General features: G+C 64.2%; 19 protein-coding genes. 8 read left to right on the top strand and 11 right to left on the bottom strand.

Features of this window, described 5'->3' with window-relative positions:
• Positions 1-10: 10 nt before the first annotated feature.
• The 3 genes from IVA75_RS31055 (at position 11) to IVA75_RS31045 (ending at position 1111) form a co-directional block, all read left to right on the top strand.
• Entirely contained in the window at positions 11-232 is a 222-nt protein-coding gene (locus tag IVA75_RS31055) for a hypothetical protein (RefSeq protein ID WP_247288107.1), read from the top strand.
• 94 nt (positions 233-326) lie between these two features.
• Positions 327-842: a septal ring lytic transglycosylase RlpA family protein gene (locus tag IVA75_RS31050; RefSeq protein WP_247288108.1), complete on the top strand. Its 516-nt coding sequence runs from the start codon at positions 327-329 to the stop codon at positions 840-842.
• 113 nt (positions 843-955) lie between these two features.
• On the top strand, positions 956-1111 hold the full coding sequence (locus IVA75_RS31045) for a hypothetical protein (protein ID WP_247288109.1): 156 nt from the start codon (positions 956-958) through the stop codon (positions 1109-1111).
• Between the two features lie 21 nt (positions 1112-1132).
• Here IVA75_RS31045 and IVA75_RS31040 read toward each other — a convergent pair whose 3' ends face one another.
• The 3 genes from IVA75_RS31040 to IVA75_RS31030 all read right to left on the bottom strand — a co-directional run bounded on the left by IVA75_RS31040 (position 1133) and on the right by IVA75_RS31030 (position 4618).
• Entirely contained in the window at positions 1133-1438 is a 306-nt protein-coding gene (locus tag IVA75_RS31040; protein WP_247288110.1) for a hypothetical protein, read from the bottom strand.
• Between the two features lie 87 nt (positions 1439-1525).
• Positions 1526-1798 (bottom strand): hypothetical protein, encoded by a 273-nt coding sequence (locus tag IVA75_RS31035; RefSeq protein WP_018457466.1) that lies wholly within the window; start codon positions 1796-1798, stop codon positions 1526-1528.
• A gap of 129 nt (positions 1799-1927) precedes the next feature.
• Positions 1928-4618: an alpha/beta hydrolase fold domain-containing protein gene (locus tag IVA75_RS31030; RefSeq protein WP_247288112.1), complete on the bottom strand. Its 2691-nt coding sequence runs from the start codon at positions 4616-4618 to the stop codon at positions 1928-1930.
• A gap of 226 nt (positions 4619-4844) precedes the next feature.
• Here IVA75_RS31030 and IVA75_RS31025 point away from each other — a divergent pair, with 226 nt between their 5' ends.
• On the top strand, positions 4845-5054 hold the full coding sequence (locus tag IVA75_RS31025) for a hypothetical protein (RefSeq protein ID WP_027519501.1): 210 nt from the start codon (positions 4845-4847) through the stop codon (positions 5052-5054).
• An 80-nt stretch (positions 5055-5134) separates the two neighbouring features.
• A complete protein-coding gene (locus tag IVA75_RS31020) occupies positions 5135-6595 on the top strand; it encodes a carboxylesterase family protein (RefSeq protein ID WP_247288114.1) in 1461 nt (486 codons plus the stop codon).
• Positions 6596-6612: 17 nt separating this feature from the next.
• On the opposite strand, the gene IVA75_RS31015 is transcribed toward IVA75_RS31020, so the two are convergent.
• Positions 6613-6792 (bottom strand): hypothetical protein, encoded by a 180-nt coding sequence (locus IVA75_RS31015; RefSeq protein WP_247288116.1) that lies wholly within the window; start codon positions 6790-6792, stop codon positions 6613-6615.
• A 156-nt stretch (positions 6793-6948) separates the two neighbouring features.
• Here IVA75_RS31015 and IVA75_RS31010 point away from each other — a divergent pair, with 156 nt between their 5' ends.
• Positions 6949-7746 (top strand): class III extradiol ring-cleavage dioxygenase, encoded by a 798-nt coding sequence (locus tag IVA75_RS31010; protein WP_247288117.1) that lies wholly within the window; start codon positions 6949-6951, stop codon positions 7744-7746.
• Positions 7747-7790: 44 nt separating this feature from the next.
• Here the strand turns inward: IVA75_RS31010 and IVA75_RS31005 are convergent, their stop codons facing one another.
• Genes IVA75_RS31005 through glgC form a run of 3 tightly spaced genes read right to left on the bottom strand, consistent with a single transcriptional unit; the run spans position 7791 to position 10801 of the window.
• Positions 7791-8051, bottom strand: a complete 261-nt coding sequence (locus IVA75_RS31005) for a SemiSWEET transporter (protein ID WP_007601071.1) — start codon at positions 8049-8051, stop codon at positions 7791-7793.
• Between the two features lie 36 nt (positions 8052-8087).
• Positions 8088-9542 (bottom strand): glycogen synthase GlgA, encoded by a 1455-nt coding sequence (gene glgA, locus IVA75_RS31000; protein ID WP_027570832.1) that lies wholly within the window; start codon positions 9540-9542, stop codon positions 8088-8090.
• The gene (glgC, locus tag IVA75_RS30995) at positions 9539-10801 is read right to left on the bottom strand and encodes a glucose-1-phosphate adenylyltransferase (protein ID WP_027570833.1); all 1263 of its coding nucleotides are present in this window, start codon (positions 10799-10801) and stop codon (positions 9539-9541) included. Before glgC ends, glgA begins: the two co-directional genes overlap by 4 nt.
• A gap of 342 nt (positions 10802-11143) precedes the next feature.
• Here glgC and IVA75_RS30990 point away from each other — a divergent pair, with 342 nt between their 5' ends.
• Positions 11144-11599 carry a hypothetical protein gene (locus tag IVA75_RS30990; protein WP_027570834.1) on the top strand — a complete coding sequence of 152 codons (456 nt, stop codon included), beginning with the start codon at positions 11144-11146 and terminating at the stop codon, positions 11597-11599.
• A 4-nt stretch (positions 11600-11603) separates the two neighbouring features.
• Here the strand turns inward: IVA75_RS30990 and IVA75_RS30985 are convergent, their stop codons facing one another.
• Complete coding sequence (locus IVA75_RS30985; protein WP_027570835.1) at positions 11604-11807, bottom strand: hypothetical protein; 204 nt, start codon at positions 11805-11807, stop codon at positions 11604-11606.
• On the bottom strand, positions 11804-11983 hold the full coding sequence (locus IVA75_RS30980; RefSeq protein WP_027570836.1) for a hypothetical protein: 180 nt from the start codon (positions 11981-11983) through the stop codon (positions 11804-11806). The genes IVA75_RS30985 and IVA75_RS30980 overlap by 4 nt, the downstream gene beginning before the upstream one ends.
• A 202-nt stretch (positions 11984-12185) precedes the next feature.
• Here IVA75_RS30980 and IVA75_RS30975 point away from each other — a divergent pair, with 202 nt between their 5' ends.
• The gene (locus tag IVA75_RS30975) at positions 12186-15257 is read left to right on the top strand and encodes an AAA family ATPase (protein WP_247288118.1); all 3072 of its coding nucleotides are present in this window, start codon (positions 12186-12188) and stop codon (positions 15255-15257) included.
• 5 nt (positions 15258-15262) lie between these two features.
• Here IVA75_RS30975 and IVA75_RS30970 read toward each other — a convergent pair whose 3' ends face one another.
• Together IVA75_RS30970 and IVA75_RS30965 are read right to left on the bottom strand one after the other, a co-directional pair.
• Complete coding sequence (locus IVA75_RS30970; RefSeq protein ID WP_247288119.1) at positions 15263-16357, bottom strand: catalase family protein; 1095 nt, start codon at positions 16355-16357, stop codon at positions 15263-15265.
• Positions 16358-16739: 382 nt separating this feature from the next.
• Positions 16740-17720 carry an ABC transporter substrate-binding protein gene (locus tag IVA75_RS30965; RefSeq protein WP_247288120.1) on the bottom strand — a complete coding sequence of 327 codons (981 nt, stop codon included), beginning with the start codon at positions 17718-17720 and terminating at the stop codon, positions 16740-16742.
• Positions 17721-17928: the final 208 nt, after the last annotated feature.

Below are 17928 nucleotides of genomic sequence, written 5' to 3'. Positions count from 1 at the left end.
GATCGGGTTCATGATGTGCACGCTGACACAACGGGAGCTCGACTTTCTCGCCGGCCTGAGGACCGGCTGGCGGCAACTCTATCGGCGCGAACTCGCACGGCTCTTGAAGGGCGACGCCGAGCCTGGCGAGGTTCCTCCGGAGACGCGCCCGATCTGGCGCGTCGTATCGGGCTTATCCCAGGAGTCTGTCTCGATTCAGGACAAGCCAGTGTGGTGGAATCGCCACAGCTAAACCTGAAACGGCTGCGGCCGCAGGCGCGCTTTCGTTCCGACAAGGTTCTGCCCTCATTGCCCACCGAAACTCGGGGTCGTTCGGAGGGCGCATCATGTCTCGATTTGCACGTGCCGAAACTGCCCGGATTTCGCCGGCAACCCTGTGCCGGATACTGCTCGCCATCATCGGCGCGGCGTCGCTTGCGGCGTGTGCGCAATCGCCGGTCGGCCGCCAGAAGGCCGATCTCGGCACCCACCGCCAAGCCGCTGTCGAACGACCGCACAGGGTGGCGGCGCTGCATCCACGTCCGATCAGCCGGGCGCGCGTCCCCGACGGTGATGCAAAGCAAAGCGTCTCGCATGGCGTCGCCAGCTTCTATTCGGACACGGAGACGGCGAGCGGCGAGCGGTTCGACAAGAACGAATTGACCGCGGCCCATCCCAGCCTGCCGTTCGGCACAAAGCTGCGCGTCACTGACGTTTCATCCGGTCGCTTCGTGACCGTCAGGATCAACGATCGCGGGCCGTATGTTCGCGGACGCGTGGTTGACATCTCGCCCTCCGCGGCGGAGGCGCTCGGCATGGTCGACAAGGGTGTCACCAATGTCAGGCTCGACGTGGTGCAATAATTTGCAGTGACATCGATCCGAAGCGCTGTGCTTAACCGGCTGTTAGCCGCCTCCAGCCACCATGGATACCCAATCATTCGGGACTCCAGATTGAAGCTCTTGGGAGGCGGCGTTTGACCACGATCCAGTATCTCGAAGATCAGGCCGCACGCGCCGAGCGGCTGGCCAAACGGATCACGGATACATTGACGATCGAAAAGCTCCTGACCTTCGCGGACGAACGCCGCCGCGAGATCGAGGTCATCGCCGGCAAGTACCGGCGCGCCTGATTTTCATCATCCAACGCGCGCTCAGCTGTGGCTCTCGACGAAGTCGCTGAGATAGTCGGGCAGCGTCATGCCATCAATGTCGCAGCGCGCCCGGATCTCACCGGCGACGTCGGTCGAGATGTCCTTCATCCAGTGCTCGAGCGTGTTGAACGAGATGACCTTGACGGGGTCGTTGAAGCAGCCGGCGACGAGCTCGCCAATCGTGGCGTCGAGATCGCTTCGCTCGACACGGATTTCGGTCGCCTTGTCGAGGCGGTCGATCACCACGAACAGGGTCTGGTCCGCGCCATAGGGCACGACAGGGGCTGGCACGCCGGTTTCAAGCATCTGAGGCACTCACGCCTTCGCTCCGATCACCATCAACGGGAAAAACCGGTAGAAGGTTCCCGCGCTCAGCCGGTGCTTCTGCGAGGATCAGAGAAATTCGCGCAGCCGCGCCAGCTCGGTGATGTGCTCAGGCGAGAGGATGTCCGTGACCAGCGGTGGTTGCGCGATGGTGCGGATCTCATAGAGATGCCTGGTCGCCGCCGGCTTCGCCATGAACGCCGAGATGCATTCGTCGAGCGTGCCCTCGATCACCTGATAGGACGCTCTGTCCGATCGCCTCTGGTTCGCAAGCGACGGCCATTTATGCAGCACCGCAAGGACACCAAAATCGACCTTTGAATCCCCAACCACGTCCCCCATCGTTCCGCCTCACGCAAAAAGAACCCCGGCACACGATCGTGCGTACCGGGGCCTACACCCATTACTGCATCTCAATGCCACAGCACAAAACGCGATGACCGGGAAATTGTTCCCGGCCGATGTTTGCTTTCAGCTCGCGGCCGCCGCGATCTTATGCCCCGGGCTGGTATGAACCTGACTGCGATCGTCGCCGCGGCTGACCTCCGGTGGCAACCCTGCGAAGCGCCGCAAGGCCTCGGCCATCTGCACCCGGCCCGGCGCGCCGGTGATGATCACGTCCACCATCGTGAAGGACGAGTGGAAATGACCGCGGGCCTTGAGTTGCTCGACCGGGACACCGGCGGCCGCCATGGCCTCGGCATAGGCGATGCCTTCGTCGCGCAGCGGATCGAATTCGCAGGTGACGACGAAGGCCGGCGGCAGGCCTGCGACCTTGCCGCGGAGCGGCGAGGCGCGGGGATCGGTGCGGTCGGCCGGCGAGCAATAGAGGTCCCAGAACCAGTACATCAGCGAACGGGTCAGGAAATAGCCGGTCGCATTGTCGTTGTAGGAGGGGCGGTCGAAGGTGCAGTCGGTGACCGGGCAGATCAGGAGCTGGCCCGCGATCTCCGGCCCGCCGCGATCGCGTGCAAGCTGACAGGTGACGGCGGCGATGTTGCCGCCGGCACTCCAGCCCGCGACCAGCACCGGGCCCGGCCTGCCGCCGAGCTCAGCTGCGTGCTCGGCGATCCAGCGCGTCGCCGCATAGCCGTCTTCGGCCGCAGTCGGGAAACGATGCTCGGGCGCATGACGATAGCCGACGCTGACGAGCATCATGCCGGTCCGCCGCACCATGTCGCGGCAGAACGGCTCGTCCGACTGCTCGTCGCCGAGCACCCAGCCGCCGCCGTGGAAATAGACCACGACCGGATGCGGCCCTGATGTTGCCGGTTTGTAGACCCGATAAGGCAAGGGACCGTCGGCGCCGGGCAGCGTGCCGTCGACGATCTCGCCGATCGGCCGTCCAGCGGGACGGCCCTTGTTGAACTCATTGACGAAGGCGCAGGCGCCTTGCGCGCCCATCGACTCGATCGGCGGCAGGTTGAGCGAGGCAAGCAGGTTAAGCACCAGCCGCACTTCGGGCTGCAGGCGCACCACCTCGCCGTCATTGCATTGCGCGGCGACGTTGGGACCGGTCAGCTTGAAGCCGAGCATGCCGCGGCTGACCACCTCGTCGCAGATGCTGCGATAGGGACCGACGCCGCCGGTATAAGGCATCAGGCCCTGCACCTTGCCGGGCACGTTGGCGCCCGTGTACCAGGTGTTGGCGAGCCGGTGCAGCGTCACCATCGAGCAATCGGCCATGTGCCTGTTCCAGCCGGCCTGCGCCGACTCCGTCGGCTCGATCGTGGTGAACCCGGCGTCGCGCAACGCCTTGAGCCGATCGACGACCCAGTCGACATGCTGCTCGATCGACACCGCCATGTTCGACAGCACCGACGGGCTGCCGGGTCCGGTGATCATGAAGAAGTTCGGAAAGCCCTCGACCGTGAGCCCGAGATAGGTCTGCGGCCCCTGCGCCCAGACATCGGTGAGCGATCTGCCGCCACGGCCGGTGATCGGATGCACGGCGCGGATCGCGCCGGTCATGGCGTCGAAGCCGGTCGCGAACACGATCACGTCGACATCAACGCTGCGCCTTGCCGTCGTGATGCCGCTTGCGGTGATCGCCTTGATCGGCTCCTGACGCAGATTGACCAGCGTGACGTTCGGCCGGTTGTAGGTCGCGTAATAGTTGGTATCGAGGCAGGGCCGTTTGGCGCCGAACGGATGATCGTCCGGCATCAGCGCCGCGGCGGTCTCGGGGTCTTTGACGGCGGCGCGGATCTTCTCGCGGATCAGGTCCTGGACGATCTTGTTGCCGTCGATGTCCACCGCCTGGTCGGCCCAGAGCTGGGTCAGGATGTGGACGAGGTCGCCGGCCGCCCACGCGCGTTCGAACCGCTCACGACGCTCGACATCGCTTAATTGCCAGCTCACGACCGTCTGCTGCGGATAGGGTACGCCGGCCATCGACTGGCGCGCCTGCTCGCGATAGGCCGCGCGATCGCCTTGCAGCAGGCTCATGCGATCGGAAGGCGCTGGGCCGTTATGCGCCGGCAGCGCGAAGTTCGGCGTACGCTGGAACACGGTCAGATGTGCGGCCTGTTGTGCGATCAGCGGGATCGACTGAATGGCCGACGATCCCGTGCCGATCACCGCGACGCGTTTTCCGGCGAGATTGACGCCGTCATGCGGCCAGCGTCCGGTGAAATAAACCTCGCCCTTGAAGTCCTTGACGCCGTCGATCTCCGGCGGCTTCGGCGCCGAGAGGCAGCCGGTGGCCATGATGTAATGGCGGCAGGAGACCGGCGCGCCATTGTCGGTGGTGAGCTGCCAGCTTCCGGTGGCCTCGTCCCATTTCGCTTCCGTGACCTTGGTCTTGAAGCGAATGTCGCGCCTGAGACCGTAACGGTCGGCGACGAAGCCGAGATAGCGCAGGATCTCGGGCTGGGTCGCGTATTTCTCCGACCAGGTCCAGGCGGTCTCGAGGTCCGGATCGAAGGTGTAGCTGTAATCGATGGTCTGGATATCGCAGCGCGCACCGGGATATCGGTTCCAGTACCAGGTGCCGCCGACGTCGCCGGCTTCTTCGAGGCCGACCGCCGTCAGGCCGGCTTTGCGCAGCCGATGCAGAAGATAGAGGCCGGCAAATCCGGCACCGACCACGGCAACATCGACCTGCTGGCTGGTTCCGCGCCCCGCGTCAGAGGCACGCGCAGCAACCATTGCATCAGGCATGGCATTTCCTCCCGTGTGTTTTGTTTTGCCGGCAGGCTATCGCTGCAGGTTCGGCTTGTCATCACGGCATGTGCAATCTTCGGTAGCCATTTGCGGCGTCATCATGGCCGCGTGAATGTTGCGGCAGCACACGCATCGCGATGCACAATGGCCGTGATTTCCCGGGCTAATCAGGGTCGATCCACCTGTGTATGCTCTTGTTTTGCCACGCGTGCCGACGGGCGTCATGACAGAGTTGAGTGAGCGGACCAAAGCGAACATGGACGTTGTCCTGGAGGAGACGTGCCGCCAACTGCCGCACGGCGGCGATCACGACAGCCGCAGGTTCATCGCCGAGCGGCTGATCGAGGCGGCGCGGTCCGGTCACACCACGCTCGGTGAGCTCGGCATCATCGCACGCCACGCACTGGCGGAGCTTGCCGCCAAGCGGAGCTAGGCGCGGCCGCGGCGCTTGCCTCGCAGCGGGCCACGGACATAACCTGCTCAAATCCTTCCGCGCATCGAGATGCTCCGAAGATGCGGTCCGTGTTCGCGCTTTTTGCGACGTCTCTCGTCCTCTGTTGCGCCGGCTCGGCCGCGGCCCAGCCGGTTGGCCAGTTTCCGTTTGCGCTGACGCGCGAAGGACAGATGCTCGGCGCCGTCGAAGGCGAGGTAGCCTCGTTCAAGGGGCTGGCCTATGCGGCCGCGCCGATCGGGCCGCTGCGCTGGCGTCCGCCGCAGGCTGCACCAGAGAGTTCGGAGATGCGCACCGCCTATGCGTATGGCGCGCCGTGTCTTCAGCCGTCGCTGCCGGGATCGAGCGAGGATTGCCTCACGCTGAACGTGTTCCGTCCGTTCGGGGTCGATGGCCCGCTGCCGGTGATGATGTTCATCCACGACGGCGCTTTCGTCAGCGGCACTGCGAATGATCCGCTGTTCGATGGTGCCAGGCTCGCGCAAGCCGGTCTCATCGTGGTGACCGTGAATTTTCGCCTCGGCGTGCTCGGCTGGCTCACCGATCCCGCGCTGTCGGAAGACGGTTCCGGCAATTACGGCCTGATGGACCAGATCGCGGCGCTGCATTGGGTGCATGATAACATCGCGGCCTTCGGCGGCGATCCCACCAACGTCACCTTGTTCGGCAGTGGCGCGGGCGCGACCTCGATCGCGCTGCTCATGCTGTCTGAGCAATCGCGTGATCTCTTCCAGAAAGCCATTCTGCAATCGATTCCTGGCCGTGCGCGCCTGCGTTCGGCACAAGAGGCCGAGATTGTGGGGCGGCAATTCATGGCGGCGCTGGGGCGACAGGCCGATTTGCGCGCCGCCGACCCGCGACGCCTGCTTGCCGTCGAAACGCATCTGCTGGAAAAATCGCCGCGCAGCTTCGGGCCGACGATCGATGGACGTCTGGTCAGCGAGGAGGTCGCCGCAGGCTTCGCGGCCGGACGTGAGAGCCGCATCCCCCTGATCATAGGCTCGAACGACGACGAGACCGGTTTCGACGGCGAGCTGGATGTCCGGGAAGAGCTGGCATCGTCAGGCGCCACCAGCGATGAGCTGCGCAGGCTCTATCCCGACCTCGCCAAACCTTCCAGCCGCGCGGCAAGGTTCTACACCGACAAGGTCTTCTCCGAGCCGGTGAGACTGCTGGCGCGCCTGCATGCCGCCAGCGGTGCGCCGACCTTTCGCTATCGCTTCGCCTATGTGCCGGAGGCACGGCGCGCAAACCCCGAGGGCGGTCACGGGCGGGAATTGCAGTTCATCTTCGGCGTGGAAGGCATGCCCGGTGCAGGTATCCTGTCACGAGGCGATCGCGAGGTCGCACACCGCATGCGCGCCTACTGGATCAATTTTGCCAAGAGCGGCGATCCCAACGGTGCGGACCTGCCGCGTTGGGATGCGGCCGCAGGCAGCGATCGCCTGCTGCTGATCACGAACGATCGCATCGCGAGCGGAGACGACTCCTGGTCGGAGCGCCTGGACCGGTTCGGGCGTTAGGGCATGTTGAGTTGGACTTAAGCCGCGAGCTCGACACGCGGCGCGGGGCTCAGCCGGTCTTCCTCCAGATAATCCATCGCGCCGTCTTTCTCGACGGCGTAGAACTGCTGGCCTTCCTTCGACTTGTAGGCGGCGCGAACGACGCCGCGGCGGCGCTTGTCACTGTTGACGACGTCCCCCAACGCAAACTTCTTCATTTCACGTCCCTGGCTGCTGGCCGACCCCTTCGGCTACGCCGGATTCTGGGCGGAAAATCGTTAACGTCTTGCTAACCATACGGGTTTGCCTATGCTCGCGGCCGATCGCGCGGGCAGCTCGCACGCGCATGTTGGCAATGAAACGAGCCTTCGCCCATGGTGCGACTTCCGACTTTCTTCCTGTCACATGGTGGCGGTCCCTGGCCGTTCATGGAAGACAGGCGGGTGCAATATGCGAAGACCGCCGAGGCGTTCGGCCGGCTGCCGCAGCTCTTGCCGGGGAAGCCCAAGGCCGTGCTCGTCATCACAGGACATTGGGAGGCTGACGCCTTCACCGTGTCGACCTCGGCGCATCCGCCGATGGTGTACGATTATCACGGTTTCCCCGAGCACACCTATCACCTCAAATATCCGGCGCCGGGGCGGCCCGAGCTCGCCGCGGAGGTGAAGGCGCTGCTCATTCGCGCGGGCGTCGATTGCCGGGAGGATCCCAACCAGGGCTTCGATCACGGCACCTTCGTGCCGCTCGGGCTGATGTATCCGAACGCCGACATGCCCATCGTGCTGCTGTCGCTGAGATCGAGTTACGATCCGGCCGAGCACATCAAGGTCGGGCAGGCGATTGCCTCGCTGCGGGACGAAGGCATTCTGATCGTCGGCAGCGGGCTCACCTATCACAACATGCGCGGGTTCGGCCGCGCGGAGTCGAAGCCGATCTCGTATGATTTCGAGGCGTATCTGAACGAGGCGATTAGCCACAAGGACGCAGCGCGCCGCAACGCGATGCTGGTTGACTGGGAGAACGCACCGAGCGCGCGCCTGGCCCATCCGCGCGAAGATCATCTGCTGCCGCTGATGGTGGCCGCCGGCGCCGCCGGCAGCGACGCGGGCCAGCGCGTATTCGTCGACGAGGTCGCGAATGTCGCGATGGCTTCGTATGTGTTCGGGGGGTGATCTTCTCCTCTTCTCGCAAGCGAGGAGAGGTGAAGAAGAGTGGCTCACCCGTATTTCAGCTTCATGAACAGGATGCCGCCGGCGAGCACGATGGTGATGGCGTTTGCGGCGACGAGGGGCGCATCGCCCGACAGCAGGCCGTAGACGAGCCAGAGCGCCAGGCCCAGCACCATGACCAGGAACATGCCGAGCGAAATATCACCGGTGGAGCGGGTCTTCCACACTTTGATGGCTTGCGGCGCGTAGGCCACGGTGGTGCAGGTCGCGGCGGCAAAGCCGATCAGCTTGATCAAGAACGGGTCCATGGCGGCTCTATAGCATTGATTCGACGATGTCGGGCCTCAGGCGCGCGCGGTGATGAGGCTGCGATAGAGCGCGGCATAGTCGCCGGCGCGGTTGCGCCAGGACACGTCGGTCGCAAGGCCGCTCAGTTGCAGGCGGCGCCAGGTCAGCTTGTCGTGAAAGGCGATGTTGGCCTTGCGCAGCGTGCCGGCGAGGGCATCCGCGGTGACGGGTGCGAACTTGAAGCCGGTGGCATCGTGACCCGATTTATCGGCCTCGCCGATATCGACGATGGTATCCTCGAGGCCGCCGACCCGCGAGACGATGGGCACGGCGCCGTAGCGCAGCGCGCAGAGCTGGGTCAGGCCGCACGGCTCGAACCGTGATGGCACGATGAGCGCGTCCGAGCCGGCCTGGATCAGATGCGCCATGATCTCGTCATAGCCGATCACGACGCCGATGCGGCCGGGGTTCGCGCGCGCAACGGCCTGATAGCGATCCTGCAGATCGCGGTCGCCGCTGCCGAGCAGCGCGAGCTGCATGCCTTCGCGCAAAATGGTCGGAACGGCTTCGAGCAGGAGATCGAGCCCCTTCTGCCAGGACAGGCGGCTGATGACGCCGAGCAATGGCGTTTCGTCCGAGGAATCCAGATTGAACTGTTGCTGCAGCACCGCCTTGTTCGCGGCCCGGTACGTGAGGTCCTCCGCGCCGAAGCGGTAGGCGATGTGCGGATCTTCTTGCGGATTCCAAACGGAGACATCGATGCCGTTGAGGATTCCGCTCAGCACGTTCGCGCGGGCGCGAAGCAGGCCGCCGAACCCCATGCCGCCTTCGTCGCTCTGGATCTCCTGCGCATAGGTCGGCGAGACCGTGGTGATGCGATCGGCGAATTGCAGGCCCGCCTTCAAAAAACTAATGCCGCCGAAATATTCGAGGTCGTTGACGCCATAGGCGCGCCAGGGCAGGCCAATCGAACCGATCAGCTCGGGTGCGAACTTGCCCTGATAGGCCATGTTGTGGATGGTCATCACGGTGGCGGGCCGCGGCCGGTTGTCGTAGTGCAGATAGGCTGGCGCGAGCCCGGCCTGCCAATCGTGGGCGTGCACGACGTCGGGGACGAAGGCGGGAACGAGGCCGTGGCCGATGTCGGCCGCGATGCGCGAGAGCGCGGCGAACCGCATGCCATTGTCCGCCCAGTCGACACCTTCGGCCGTCACGTAGGGGTTGCCAGGCCGTGCGTAGAGATGCGGCACGTCGAGCACGAACAGATCGAGGCCGTCATGCGAGGCGGCGAGCAGACGACCGTGTCCGCCGAAATAATCCGGCCAGCGCCGGATTTCGTCGGCTCCCCCCAGCACCCGCATCACGTCGGGATAGCCCGGCATCAACGTGCGCATCTCGACGCCATGCGCCTTCAGCGCGATCGGCAGCGCGCCCGCGACATCGGCGAGGCCGCCGGTCTTGACGATGGGATAGACCTCAGAGGCGACCGCGAGGACGCGAACAGGCGTCATGTATTGAGCCTGTCGAGCATCGGCTGGGTGATGAGCGAAATGCCCTGCTCGGTGGTGCGGAAGCGCTTTGCGTCCAACTCGGGATCCTCGCCGACGACGAGCCCTTCCGGGATCTCGACGCCGCGATCGATCACGACGTTCTTCAAACGCGCGCCGCGGCCGATGTTCACGTACGGCATGATCACGGCGTTCTCGACCTGAGCATAGGAGTTGACGCGCACGCCGGTGAACAGCAGCGAGCGCCGCAGCGAGGCGCCGGAAATGATGCAACCGCCCGAGACCAGCGAGCTCACGGCTTGGCCGCGCCGGCTCTCCTCGTCGTGGACGAATTTTGCCGGTGGCGTGATTTCCGAATAGGACCAGATCGGCCAGGCGCTGTCGAACAAATCGAGCTCGGGGACCACGTCGGTGAGGTCGATATTGGCGGCCCAATAGGCGTCGACCGTGCCGACATCGCGCCAATAGGCGCGCGGGTCGCTGCCGGAGCGGACGCAGGAGGTCGAGTACTGGTGCGCCATGGCGCGGCCGTTCTTGACGAGGTAGGGGATGATGTCCTTGCCGAAATCGTGGTTGGAATTCGGATCCTCGGCGTCGCGCTTGAGCTCCTCGAACAGGAATTTCGCGTCGAACACGTAGATGCCCATGCTGGCGAGCGAGACGTCCGGCTTGCCGGGCATCGGCGGCGGATCTTTCGGCTTTTCAAGGAACTCTTTGATCCAGCCGTTCTCGTCGATATGCATGATGCCGAAGCCCGAGGATTCTGTCCGCGGCATCTCCAGGCAGCCGACGGTGACGTCGGCGCCGCTCTCGACATGCTGGCGCAGCATCACCTCGTAATCCATTTTATAGATATGGTCGCCGGCGAGAACCACGATGAAGCGGCAGGCGTGGGATTCGATGATGTCGATGTTCTGGTAGACTGCATCGGCCGTGCCGACATACCACATGTTTTCGGAGACGCGCTGGCTCGCCGGGAGGATGTCGAAGCTCTCGTTGCGCTCGGGACGGAAGAAGTTCCAGCCCATCTGAAGGTGCCGGATCAGGCTGTGCGCCTTGTACTGGGTGGCGACCGCGATGCGACGGATGCCCGAGTTCACCGCGTTCGACAGCGCGAAATCGATGATGCGGGATTTTCCGCCGAAATAGACCGCGGGCTTGGCGCGCCGGTCGGTCAGCTCCAGCAGCCGGCTGCCGCGTCCGCCGGCCAGGACGAACGCCAGGGCCTGACGGGCAAGCGGCTCGGGTCTCGCGGCACTCATGTCATTCTCCCACAACTCTGGCGCTCGCGAGAAGCCTCCCGGCCGCGCACATTGGAACCGATAGTAACGGCACGAATAGTCAATCGGGAAGGTGGTTGTTGGTTGCGAATGCGCCGGAAGCTTAATGCTTTGCCGCGGTGATCGGGCCCCAGCACCGTCCTCCCGGTGTCACACGCGGCGAGGTCGTCGAGCCCGTCGGTACCGGTTGATCAGAATGGAGGCATGCGTCTTGTGCGGTGCACGCAAACTCGAGGCCGAATTTCTGGCTTTGACCTTGCGCCAGGATGCCCGATCATGGGCTGCGTCCATGTCCAAGCGAAACGTCAGACAGGGAGTAAGACGATGAGGATCTGGAAAACGGCAATTGCCTGTTCGCTGGCCGGCGCGGTCATGGCCGGCCAAATCGAGCCGGCCGCTGCGGGCCCGATGCCCACGAATGTCGCGACCATGAAGGCCGCGGCCGGCGATGATGTCACGCAGGTGTATTGGCGCGGCCGAGGTTTTGGATGGGGCATTGGCGGCCTCGCAGCCGGTGCGATCATCGGTAGCGCCATCGCCAGCAGCTCGCCTTACGGCTACGGCTACTATGGCGGCGGGCCTTATTATGGCGGCTACGGATACCCGGGGCCGGCTTACGGCTATGCTCCTGCCTATTATGGTGGCTATGGACCGGGTTACGGTTATGGCGGCTACTACGCGCGTCCCCGCTATTACGGCTATCGCGCCTATCGTCCATATTACGGTCCGCGCTACGGCTACTACCGGCCGTACCGGGCCTATCACCGCGGATATTGGTGATCGATCAAACGGGCGGACCGCCTCGCCGCAGCGCCACGATGCCGAAGAGGTTTGTGGGCCGCTGCAGGCAAGCGGCCCGATCGGCTTGCGCGCGTTGAACCCGGTGATGCGGCACGACGAGCCGGCCATGCCCGCCCGCGACAATCCCGATGCAGATCGCGACGATGATCGCGATCTCGATGCACCATTCGAGCGGTCCCGAGCTCATGGCAGCGCGATGGTGTTGGCGAGATCGAACTCGGACAGGCCCGGGCCGCCGCAGGCAAGGTAGATTGCGAGGAGGAAGACGCGGCTGAGGACGGTGATGCCCAATATCACCCTGACGTCGTAATGGCGAATGGCAAAAGCGAGAGGCGGGATCGCCAAATGTCTTAAAATGCTCATGGCCAACTCCTTGCCAAAATTCAGGCATCGACTGCCTGTCGACTGAAATGACAGCGTGATGAAAAGGCCGTCCGACGCCTTGCCGGCGTCTCTGAAATGGACAGGCTAATGCTAGTGCCGGCGCAGGGCGCAGGTCTTTATCGTGTCCTTACATTTGGCTGAGCTTTCCCTTAAGGTGGGGGAGCATCCGGGGGTCGGAGCCGTGCGTACAGACGCGCTTGCCTTTGGTGAATTCCGCCTCGACCGTGCCAACGCGCTATTGTGGCGAGGCGGGGAGCGGATCGCGCTGGCGCCGAAGCCGTTCGAGGTTCTTTGCCATCTTGTCGGTCGGCCCGGTGAGCTCGTCACCAAGGAAGAGTTGCTCGACGCGGTCTGGTCCGATCTGCACGTCAGCGAGTCGAGCCTCGCCGTTGCCGTGAACGCGCTACGCTCGGTGCTCGGCGACGACAGGCAGTCCCCCAATTACATCGAGACAGTCACGCGGCGCGGCTATCGCTTCATTGCGGCGGTCGCGACCGTCGAATTGCCTGCGATCGAGCGAGCGCGCGAACAGGAGGCGGCGTCCGCCACGGAGCAGGCCGTCGATCGACGCCGGCACTGGAGGGTCGGGCGCACTGGGGCACTCGATACGCTGGACAAGGCGTTGCAACTCGCCCGTACCGGACAGCGTCAGGTCGTCTTCATCACCGGCGAGGCCGGGATCGGCAAGACCACCCTCTTGCAAATGACGCTCGAGAGGATGAACCAGCAGGGACTGGGCGTGCTGCATTGTAGCTGCAACGAATTGTTCGGCACCCATGAGGCCTTTCTTCCGCTGATCGGCGCGCTGAACGAGTGCTGCCGTCGAACCGATGGAGCATCGCTGCTGACGTCGATCCGCGAGCACGCCCCGACCTGGCTCGCGCAAATGCCCGGTTTCCTCGGCGAAGCAGACCGGGCCGCATTCCAGCACGAGGTCTTCGGCGCAACCCGGGAGCGCATGCTGCGCGAATTTGCCGATCTCATGGAACATCTCGCCGTCACGCGACCATGGGTGATCATCCTGGAAGATCTGCATTGGAGCGACTTTGCCACCGTGGATGTGCTCTCCCGGCTTGCGCGCCGGGATCGGAGGGCTTCTATCCTCGTGCTCGCCACGTATCGGCCGATGGAAGTCGCCGTCGGCGGACATCCTATCCGTGCCGTTCACCAGGACTTGCGCATTCACGGCCACGCCACCGAGCTCGCGCTCGACCGACTGACCGGGACCGACGTCGAACGCTATCTTTCCCTGCGCTTCAGCTCGGCCGATTTTGCCAAAGAGCTGGTCGAGCGCATCTTCGCGCGGACCGGCGGGCATCCTCTGTTCGTGTCGTCTCTGCTCGATCATCTCGTGGCCCAAGGCGCGCTGGTCGAGCACGAATTGGGCTGGCGGCTGGTCAGTGAAGACGCGGCCTCGCAGGACAGCATGCCGCGCGATCTGGAAGGAATGATCAAGCAGCAGATCGATCACCTCACCGCGGACGAGCGCTGCCTGCTCGAGGTCGCCAGTGCGGCGGGAGCGGAGTTTTCCGCGCTCCATATCGCCGGTGCGCTGGACCGTCCCGTGCTGGATGTCGAGCAGATGTGCGAGGACCTGGCGCGGACTGATCGCGTCATCGTCGTTGCCGGCATGACCGAGTGGCCGAACGGAGGCGTCTCCGGTCGCTATGCGTTCCAGCACGCGCTTTACCAGGAGATCCTCTACCAGCGGCTCGCGCCGGCGCGCCGCACGAAAACCCATGCGCTGCTTGGGGCGGGGATCGAGCAGGGCTACGGGCCGCAGGCTGTGGAGCTCGCCGCCGTCGTCGCGCGCCATTTCGAACTGGGCCGCGATTTCCCGAAAGCGATGCATTATCTGGGCGCGGCGGCCGAGGGCTCGGCGCGAAGGTTCAGCACGCGCGAGGCCGCCAATTACCTGTCCCGCGCTTTGGACCTGGTGCCGCATCTGCCGCCGGAGTTTCGAGTGACGACACGTCTGAAGTTGCTGCTTCAGCGCGCCTGGGCCTGGCGGGCCAGTGGAGATTTCCTGAATTCGCTGCAAGATCTCAGCGCAGTCGTCGCGCACGCGGCGGAGAACGGGCACGTGCGCGAAGAGGTGAACGCGCTGGTCGATCTCAGCAGATTTTGTCTCTACGTCGATCGCCGCCAGAGCCTGCCTGTTGCGGAACAGGCGCTTGTCAAGAGCCGGGCGATCGACGACGCGGCGTTCAGCGCTCTGGTCCAGGGCAACGTCGCCAATTTGAAGCTGATGCTCCGCGGCTGGGATCGCGAGAATGCGGAGCTCGCCGAGCGTGCGTCAGCACTGATCACCGGAGAGCAGGATCTGAGCATGCGGCTGCGACGCTGCTCGATGGAGATGGTGCTGGAATTCCTGCGCGCGAATTATCCGGCCTGCTGCGATGCGACGACCAGGGGAAAGGAGCTCGCCCGCCTGGTCGGTGACGTCTATCTGTTCGTGCTCTATGAATCGGTCGAGGCCTTTGCCCAGATTTATCTCGGTGAATGGGGACGGGCGCAACGAAACGTCGTCTCCGCGTTGGCTATCTCGGAGCGGAATGCAAATCCGCAGGCCGTCGCGCTGTGTCATCTCACGATCGGATGGCTGTATTCCGAGGCGGAGGAATATGGCAGCGCGTCACGGCGTGCGGAGGATGCGCTCGGCCCAATGATCGAGGCCAATCCGTTCACCTTCTTCGTTGGCAGGAACCTGCTGGCGCGAGCTTATGTCCGGATGGGCGACCTGCCTCGGGCGCGGCAGCATCTCGATGCGATGGAGCGGCGGATGGAGGTCGACCGGGTGCCGATGGAGTCGCTGGTTATCCCGCATTATCTGCTGACCTGCTGCGACTATTGGATCGCGACCGGCGATCTGGACCGCGCGCAAACATGGGCCAGCCAGTTTCACGAGGTGACGAGCGCGGCACCCGACCGGCCGTTTCTCGCGCTGTGCTACGAGGCCATGGCGAGAATTGCGATCCTGAAGCAGGATACGCAAGTCGCTGGCGAGCATTTGTCGACGGCCATTTCGATCCTCCGCCATGCCAGGCTGCCGCATGCCAGCTGGCGGGTTTATCGCACGACCGCGGTGCTCTATGAGAGCCTCGGACAAGCGCAAAGGGCTGCCAAGTGGCAGGACCGCTCCAGCCAGGTGATCGCATCGCTGGCAGAGACGCTCGATCCCGGCGATCCGCTGCGATCGGCGTCATTTTTCGACGCAGGCCGGGACAACGGGTCCAATCATGAGGGACGGTGACCAGTTTAATCCGGCAGGTCCGCGATCTCCCGTGGTTCGCCGGGCCGTTGCTTGACCTTGAATTGATTTTGCTGCTGCCGCCGCGTGCGGGAGGCACGGTAGGCATCCCTGCGCAACCGCATGATCGAGCCGAGCGGCTGATGCGCGGCGAGACATCGCCATGGGTCGAACGAAAGCACCTCGTCGGAATAGACGCGACGCGCGGGGCTGTCGGCGGTCTGGCGCGGAAGCGTGATCTTGCCGAGTGCTTGCGGCGGCGCGACGTCTTCGGGCCAGTCGATCGAGGCATCTTCGATCGGTGTTCGCTCCAGGTCGGTGCAGAGCTGGGCAAACAGTTCGTACTCGGCCGCATTGTCCTTGAAGAACGCAACGACGCTGTTCAGCACGGCATCATCGGCATCGTGGCAGGGCTGGCCGGTGAGTTGGCGAACCGACGCCGAGATCGGTATCAGGCGAAGCCTTGCGATATAATCGCCAAACCGCAATGCTCCCTCCGTATGAAAGGTTTCTCCGAGGATATTGCTGCCGGCATCACCGAGCGCTTTCAAGACGATCGGGATCGGAATGCCTGTTCTGTCCGATGCGGCGACCAGGACGCGCGCCAAAAAGCCTATGGGTCCGTACGCCAGATCAGGCAGGAACAGGGTGTGCTCGACCTTTTGCTGTGCGCGCATATAGGCCATCGCATCCGCGAAATAGCTGGGGTGATTGACGAGCAGGAGATCCTGGTTCGTCGTATCGTCGTCGCCGAGCGCCTTAGCCCCAGTCACGCCCAGGACCTTGATGGCAAATCCCCGTGGCGAGCGTACGCGATCGCTCCTGTTGAATGCGGTGGAGAGGCGGACGATGATCGGGAAGTGGCCAGCCTGCTTGAACAGGCCCTGGCGCAGATGATCCGGCAAATCGTCGTAGACGATCAGTTCGCCCCGGAGATAGCCGGCGCCCTTGGCGTGCTGCTGTCGGGTCCCGTGCTTGTCTTTGTGAAAAGTGCGATCGCTCGTTCGCGAAATCGAAGCAACGATCGCCTCGACGGCCGCCGCTTCCTCCGGCCGGATGTGTTCGACGGACGGGTCGTAACGAAGGTACTGATCGGCTGACATGGCGCTGATCTCCAGCCCGAAGGTCGCCTTCCCATTGCAAGCGTCGACGGCCGCAGGGCGGATCACTGTAAGCCCGTCCAGTCGGGATCGGCAACCCGAGAGCGAGTTGTGATTGCCTGGACAAGCCGTGGGATGAGGCATCCTGTTACCGACGCGATCACACGGTCGATGCTAGGCCAACGGCGTCTCGTAAGTCCTTATGGGCTCCTTATGTTGTCCTGATCTTTTCCTTAAGGCCGGGCCGGCGAACGGCGGCCCTGGCTGGCGTCTAAAGCGATAGCCACACGATCAGGCCCATGCAGGCCAAATGCGCGAGCACGATCGCGGCGAGATGCAGCGGGCCCGCCTTGAGACGAAGCGCGCGCATCCCGCCGACTCTGCTCTAGTTCGATCCCGCGGCCGCAGCGGTGAAGCTGCGGTCGACGGCTTTGCTCACGTCGAGCTTCTTCGGCAGGATGCCGTAGCGCGTCGAGCGGTCCGAGGCTTCCTGCACCTCCTTCACGACGTTCTCATCAATCGGAATCGGGCTGGTGCGCTGCGCGGTGTAGGCCGAGAACAGCACGTCCTCCGGTAGCTTGGTCAACTCGGCCGTGCTCTTGGCATATTCGCCGAGATGATCCAGCGACCACAGCCGCGCCTTGTTTAGCCGCTGCACGAGGTCCTGCACCGCCGCGCGCTTGGTGGTGATGGCGCTGTCGGAGGCGACGATGAAGGTGATGGTCGGCGTCAGGCCTTCGCCGTTGGCGATCACGCGGGCTTTGTCCTTGAGCGTCGCGAAAGAGACGTAGGGCTCCCACACCGCCCAGGCGTCGATAGAACCCGCGACCAGCGCGATCTTGGCGTCGACCGGGCCGAGCGGCGCGAAGGTCGCGTCCTCCAGCTTGATGTCGGCCTTCTCCAGCGTGGCGTCGATCAGGAACTGGCCCCAGCCGCCGCGCGTGCCGGCGAGGCGTTTTCCCTTGAGGTCGGCGGCCGATTTGATCGGCGAATCCTGACGTACGAGAATGGCTTGCGTCTTCGCATCCGACCTGGTGCCGCCGATCGCCTTGATCGGCGCGCCGGCCGCGTAGACCGAAAGGAATGAAAGGTCGCCGGTGTAGCCGACGTCGAGCGCGCCGGCGTTGAGCGCCTCCAGGATTGGAGCTGCCGCGGGGAATTCCGACCACTCGATCTTGTAGGGCAGATCCTTGGCGTAGCCCGAGATCTCGAGCAGCGAACGGTTGCCGCCCTTCTGGTCGCCGACGCGCAGCACGATTGCGTCGGCCGCGAACGAGGCGGCGGCCGTCGACAGGGTGATGGCGGCGGCAAGCAGCGATGCTGCGAGCCGGCGCGTGATGGAATGATCGAGGGAGTTGATGCTCATGTGGCCTGTCTTGTTGCTTTGCCCACGACGCGTGAGCGAACGATGCAGCGAGACGATCAAGTCTATGATCGCGCGATGCGCGGTCAATGAAATGGCTAACCGTATTGCGCGCGCGATCAGCAAGGACGTTTCAACGAAGCTCTGCTTTCGAGAACGTGCGGGATGTACGGCCGAAGCTGCGCAAAAATGAAGCAGCAGAGGGAGTCGC

The organism is Bradyrhizobium sp. 134 (assembly GCF_023074155.1).
In the GTDB taxonomy this organism is placed as follows: domain Bacteria; phylum Pseudomonadota; class Alphaproteobacteria; order Rhizobiales; family Xanthobacteraceae; genus Bradyrhizobium.
Note: the sequence above shows the minus strand (reverse complement) of the source record. Positions and strands in the feature narration are given on the sequence as shown.

Bases quoted from the DNA above. Each gene is read 5' to 3' on its own strand.
- IVA75_RS31055 (WP_247288107.1), top strand. From the start codon at position 11: ATGATGTGCACGCTGACACAACGGGAGCTCGACTTTCTCGCCGGCCTG.
- IVA75_RS31050 (WP_247288108.1), top strand. From the start codon at position 327: ATGTCTCGATTTGCACGTGCCGAAACTGCCCGGATTTCGCCGGCAACC.
- IVA75_RS31040 (WP_247288110.1), bottom strand. From the start codon at position 1,438: ATGCTTGAAACCGGCGTGCCAGCCCCTGTCGTGCCCTATGGCGCGGAC.
- IVA75_RS31035 (WP_018457466.1), bottom strand. From the start codon at position 1,798: ATGGGGGACGTGGTTGGGGATTCAAAGGTCGATTTTGGTGTCCTTGCG.
- IVA75_RS31030 (WP_247288112.1), bottom strand. From the start codon at position 4,618: ATGCCTGATGCAATGGTTGCTGCGCGTGCCTCTGACGCGGGGCGCGGA.
- IVA75_RS31025 (WP_027519501.1), top strand. From the start codon at position 4,845: ATGACAGAGTTGAGTGAGCGGACCAAAGCGAACATGGACGTTGTCCTG.
- IVA75_RS31020 (WP_247288114.1), top strand. From the start codon at position 5,135: ATGCGGTCCGTGTTCGCGCTTTTTGCGACGTCTCTCGTCCTCTGTTGC.
- IVA75_RS31015 (WP_247288116.1), bottom strand. From the start codon at position 6,792: ATGAAGAAGTTTGCGTTGGGGGACGTCGTCAACAGTGACAAGCGCCGC.
- IVA75_RS31010 (WP_247288117.1), top strand. From the start codon at position 6,949: ATGGTGCGACTTCCGACTTTCTTCCTGTCACATGGTGGCGGTCCCTGG.
- IVA75_RS31005 (WP_007601071.1), bottom strand. From the start codon at position 8,051: ATGGACCCGTTCTTGATCAAGCTGATCGGCTTTGCCGCCGCGACCTGC.
- glgA (WP_027570832.1), bottom strand. From the start codon at position 9,542: ATGACGCCTGTTCGCGTCCTCGCGGTCGCCTCTGAGGTCTATCCCATC.
- glgC (WP_027570833.1), bottom strand. From the start codon at position 10,801: ATGAGTGCCGCGAGACCCGAGCCGCTTGCCCGTCAGGCCCTGGCGTTC.
- IVA75_RS30990 (WP_027570834.1), top strand. From the start codon at position 11,144: ATGAGGATCTGGAAAACGGCAATTGCCTGTTCGCTGGCCGGCGCGGTC.
- IVA75_RS30985 (WP_027570835.1), bottom strand. From the start codon at position 11,807: ATGAGCTCGGGACCGCTCGAATGGTGCATCGAGATCGCGATCATCGTC.
- IVA75_RS30980 (WP_027570836.1), bottom strand. From the start codon at position 11,983: ATGAGCATTTTAAGACATTTGGCGATCCCGCCTCTCGCTTTTGCCATT.
- IVA75_RS30970 (WP_247288119.1), bottom strand. From the start codon at position 16,357: ATGTCAGCCGATCAGTACCTTCGTTACGACCCGTCCGTCGAACACATC.
- IVA75_RS30965 (WP_247288120.1), bottom strand. From the start codon at position 17,720: ATGAGCATCAACTCCCTCGATCATTCCATCACGCGCCGGCTCGCAGCA.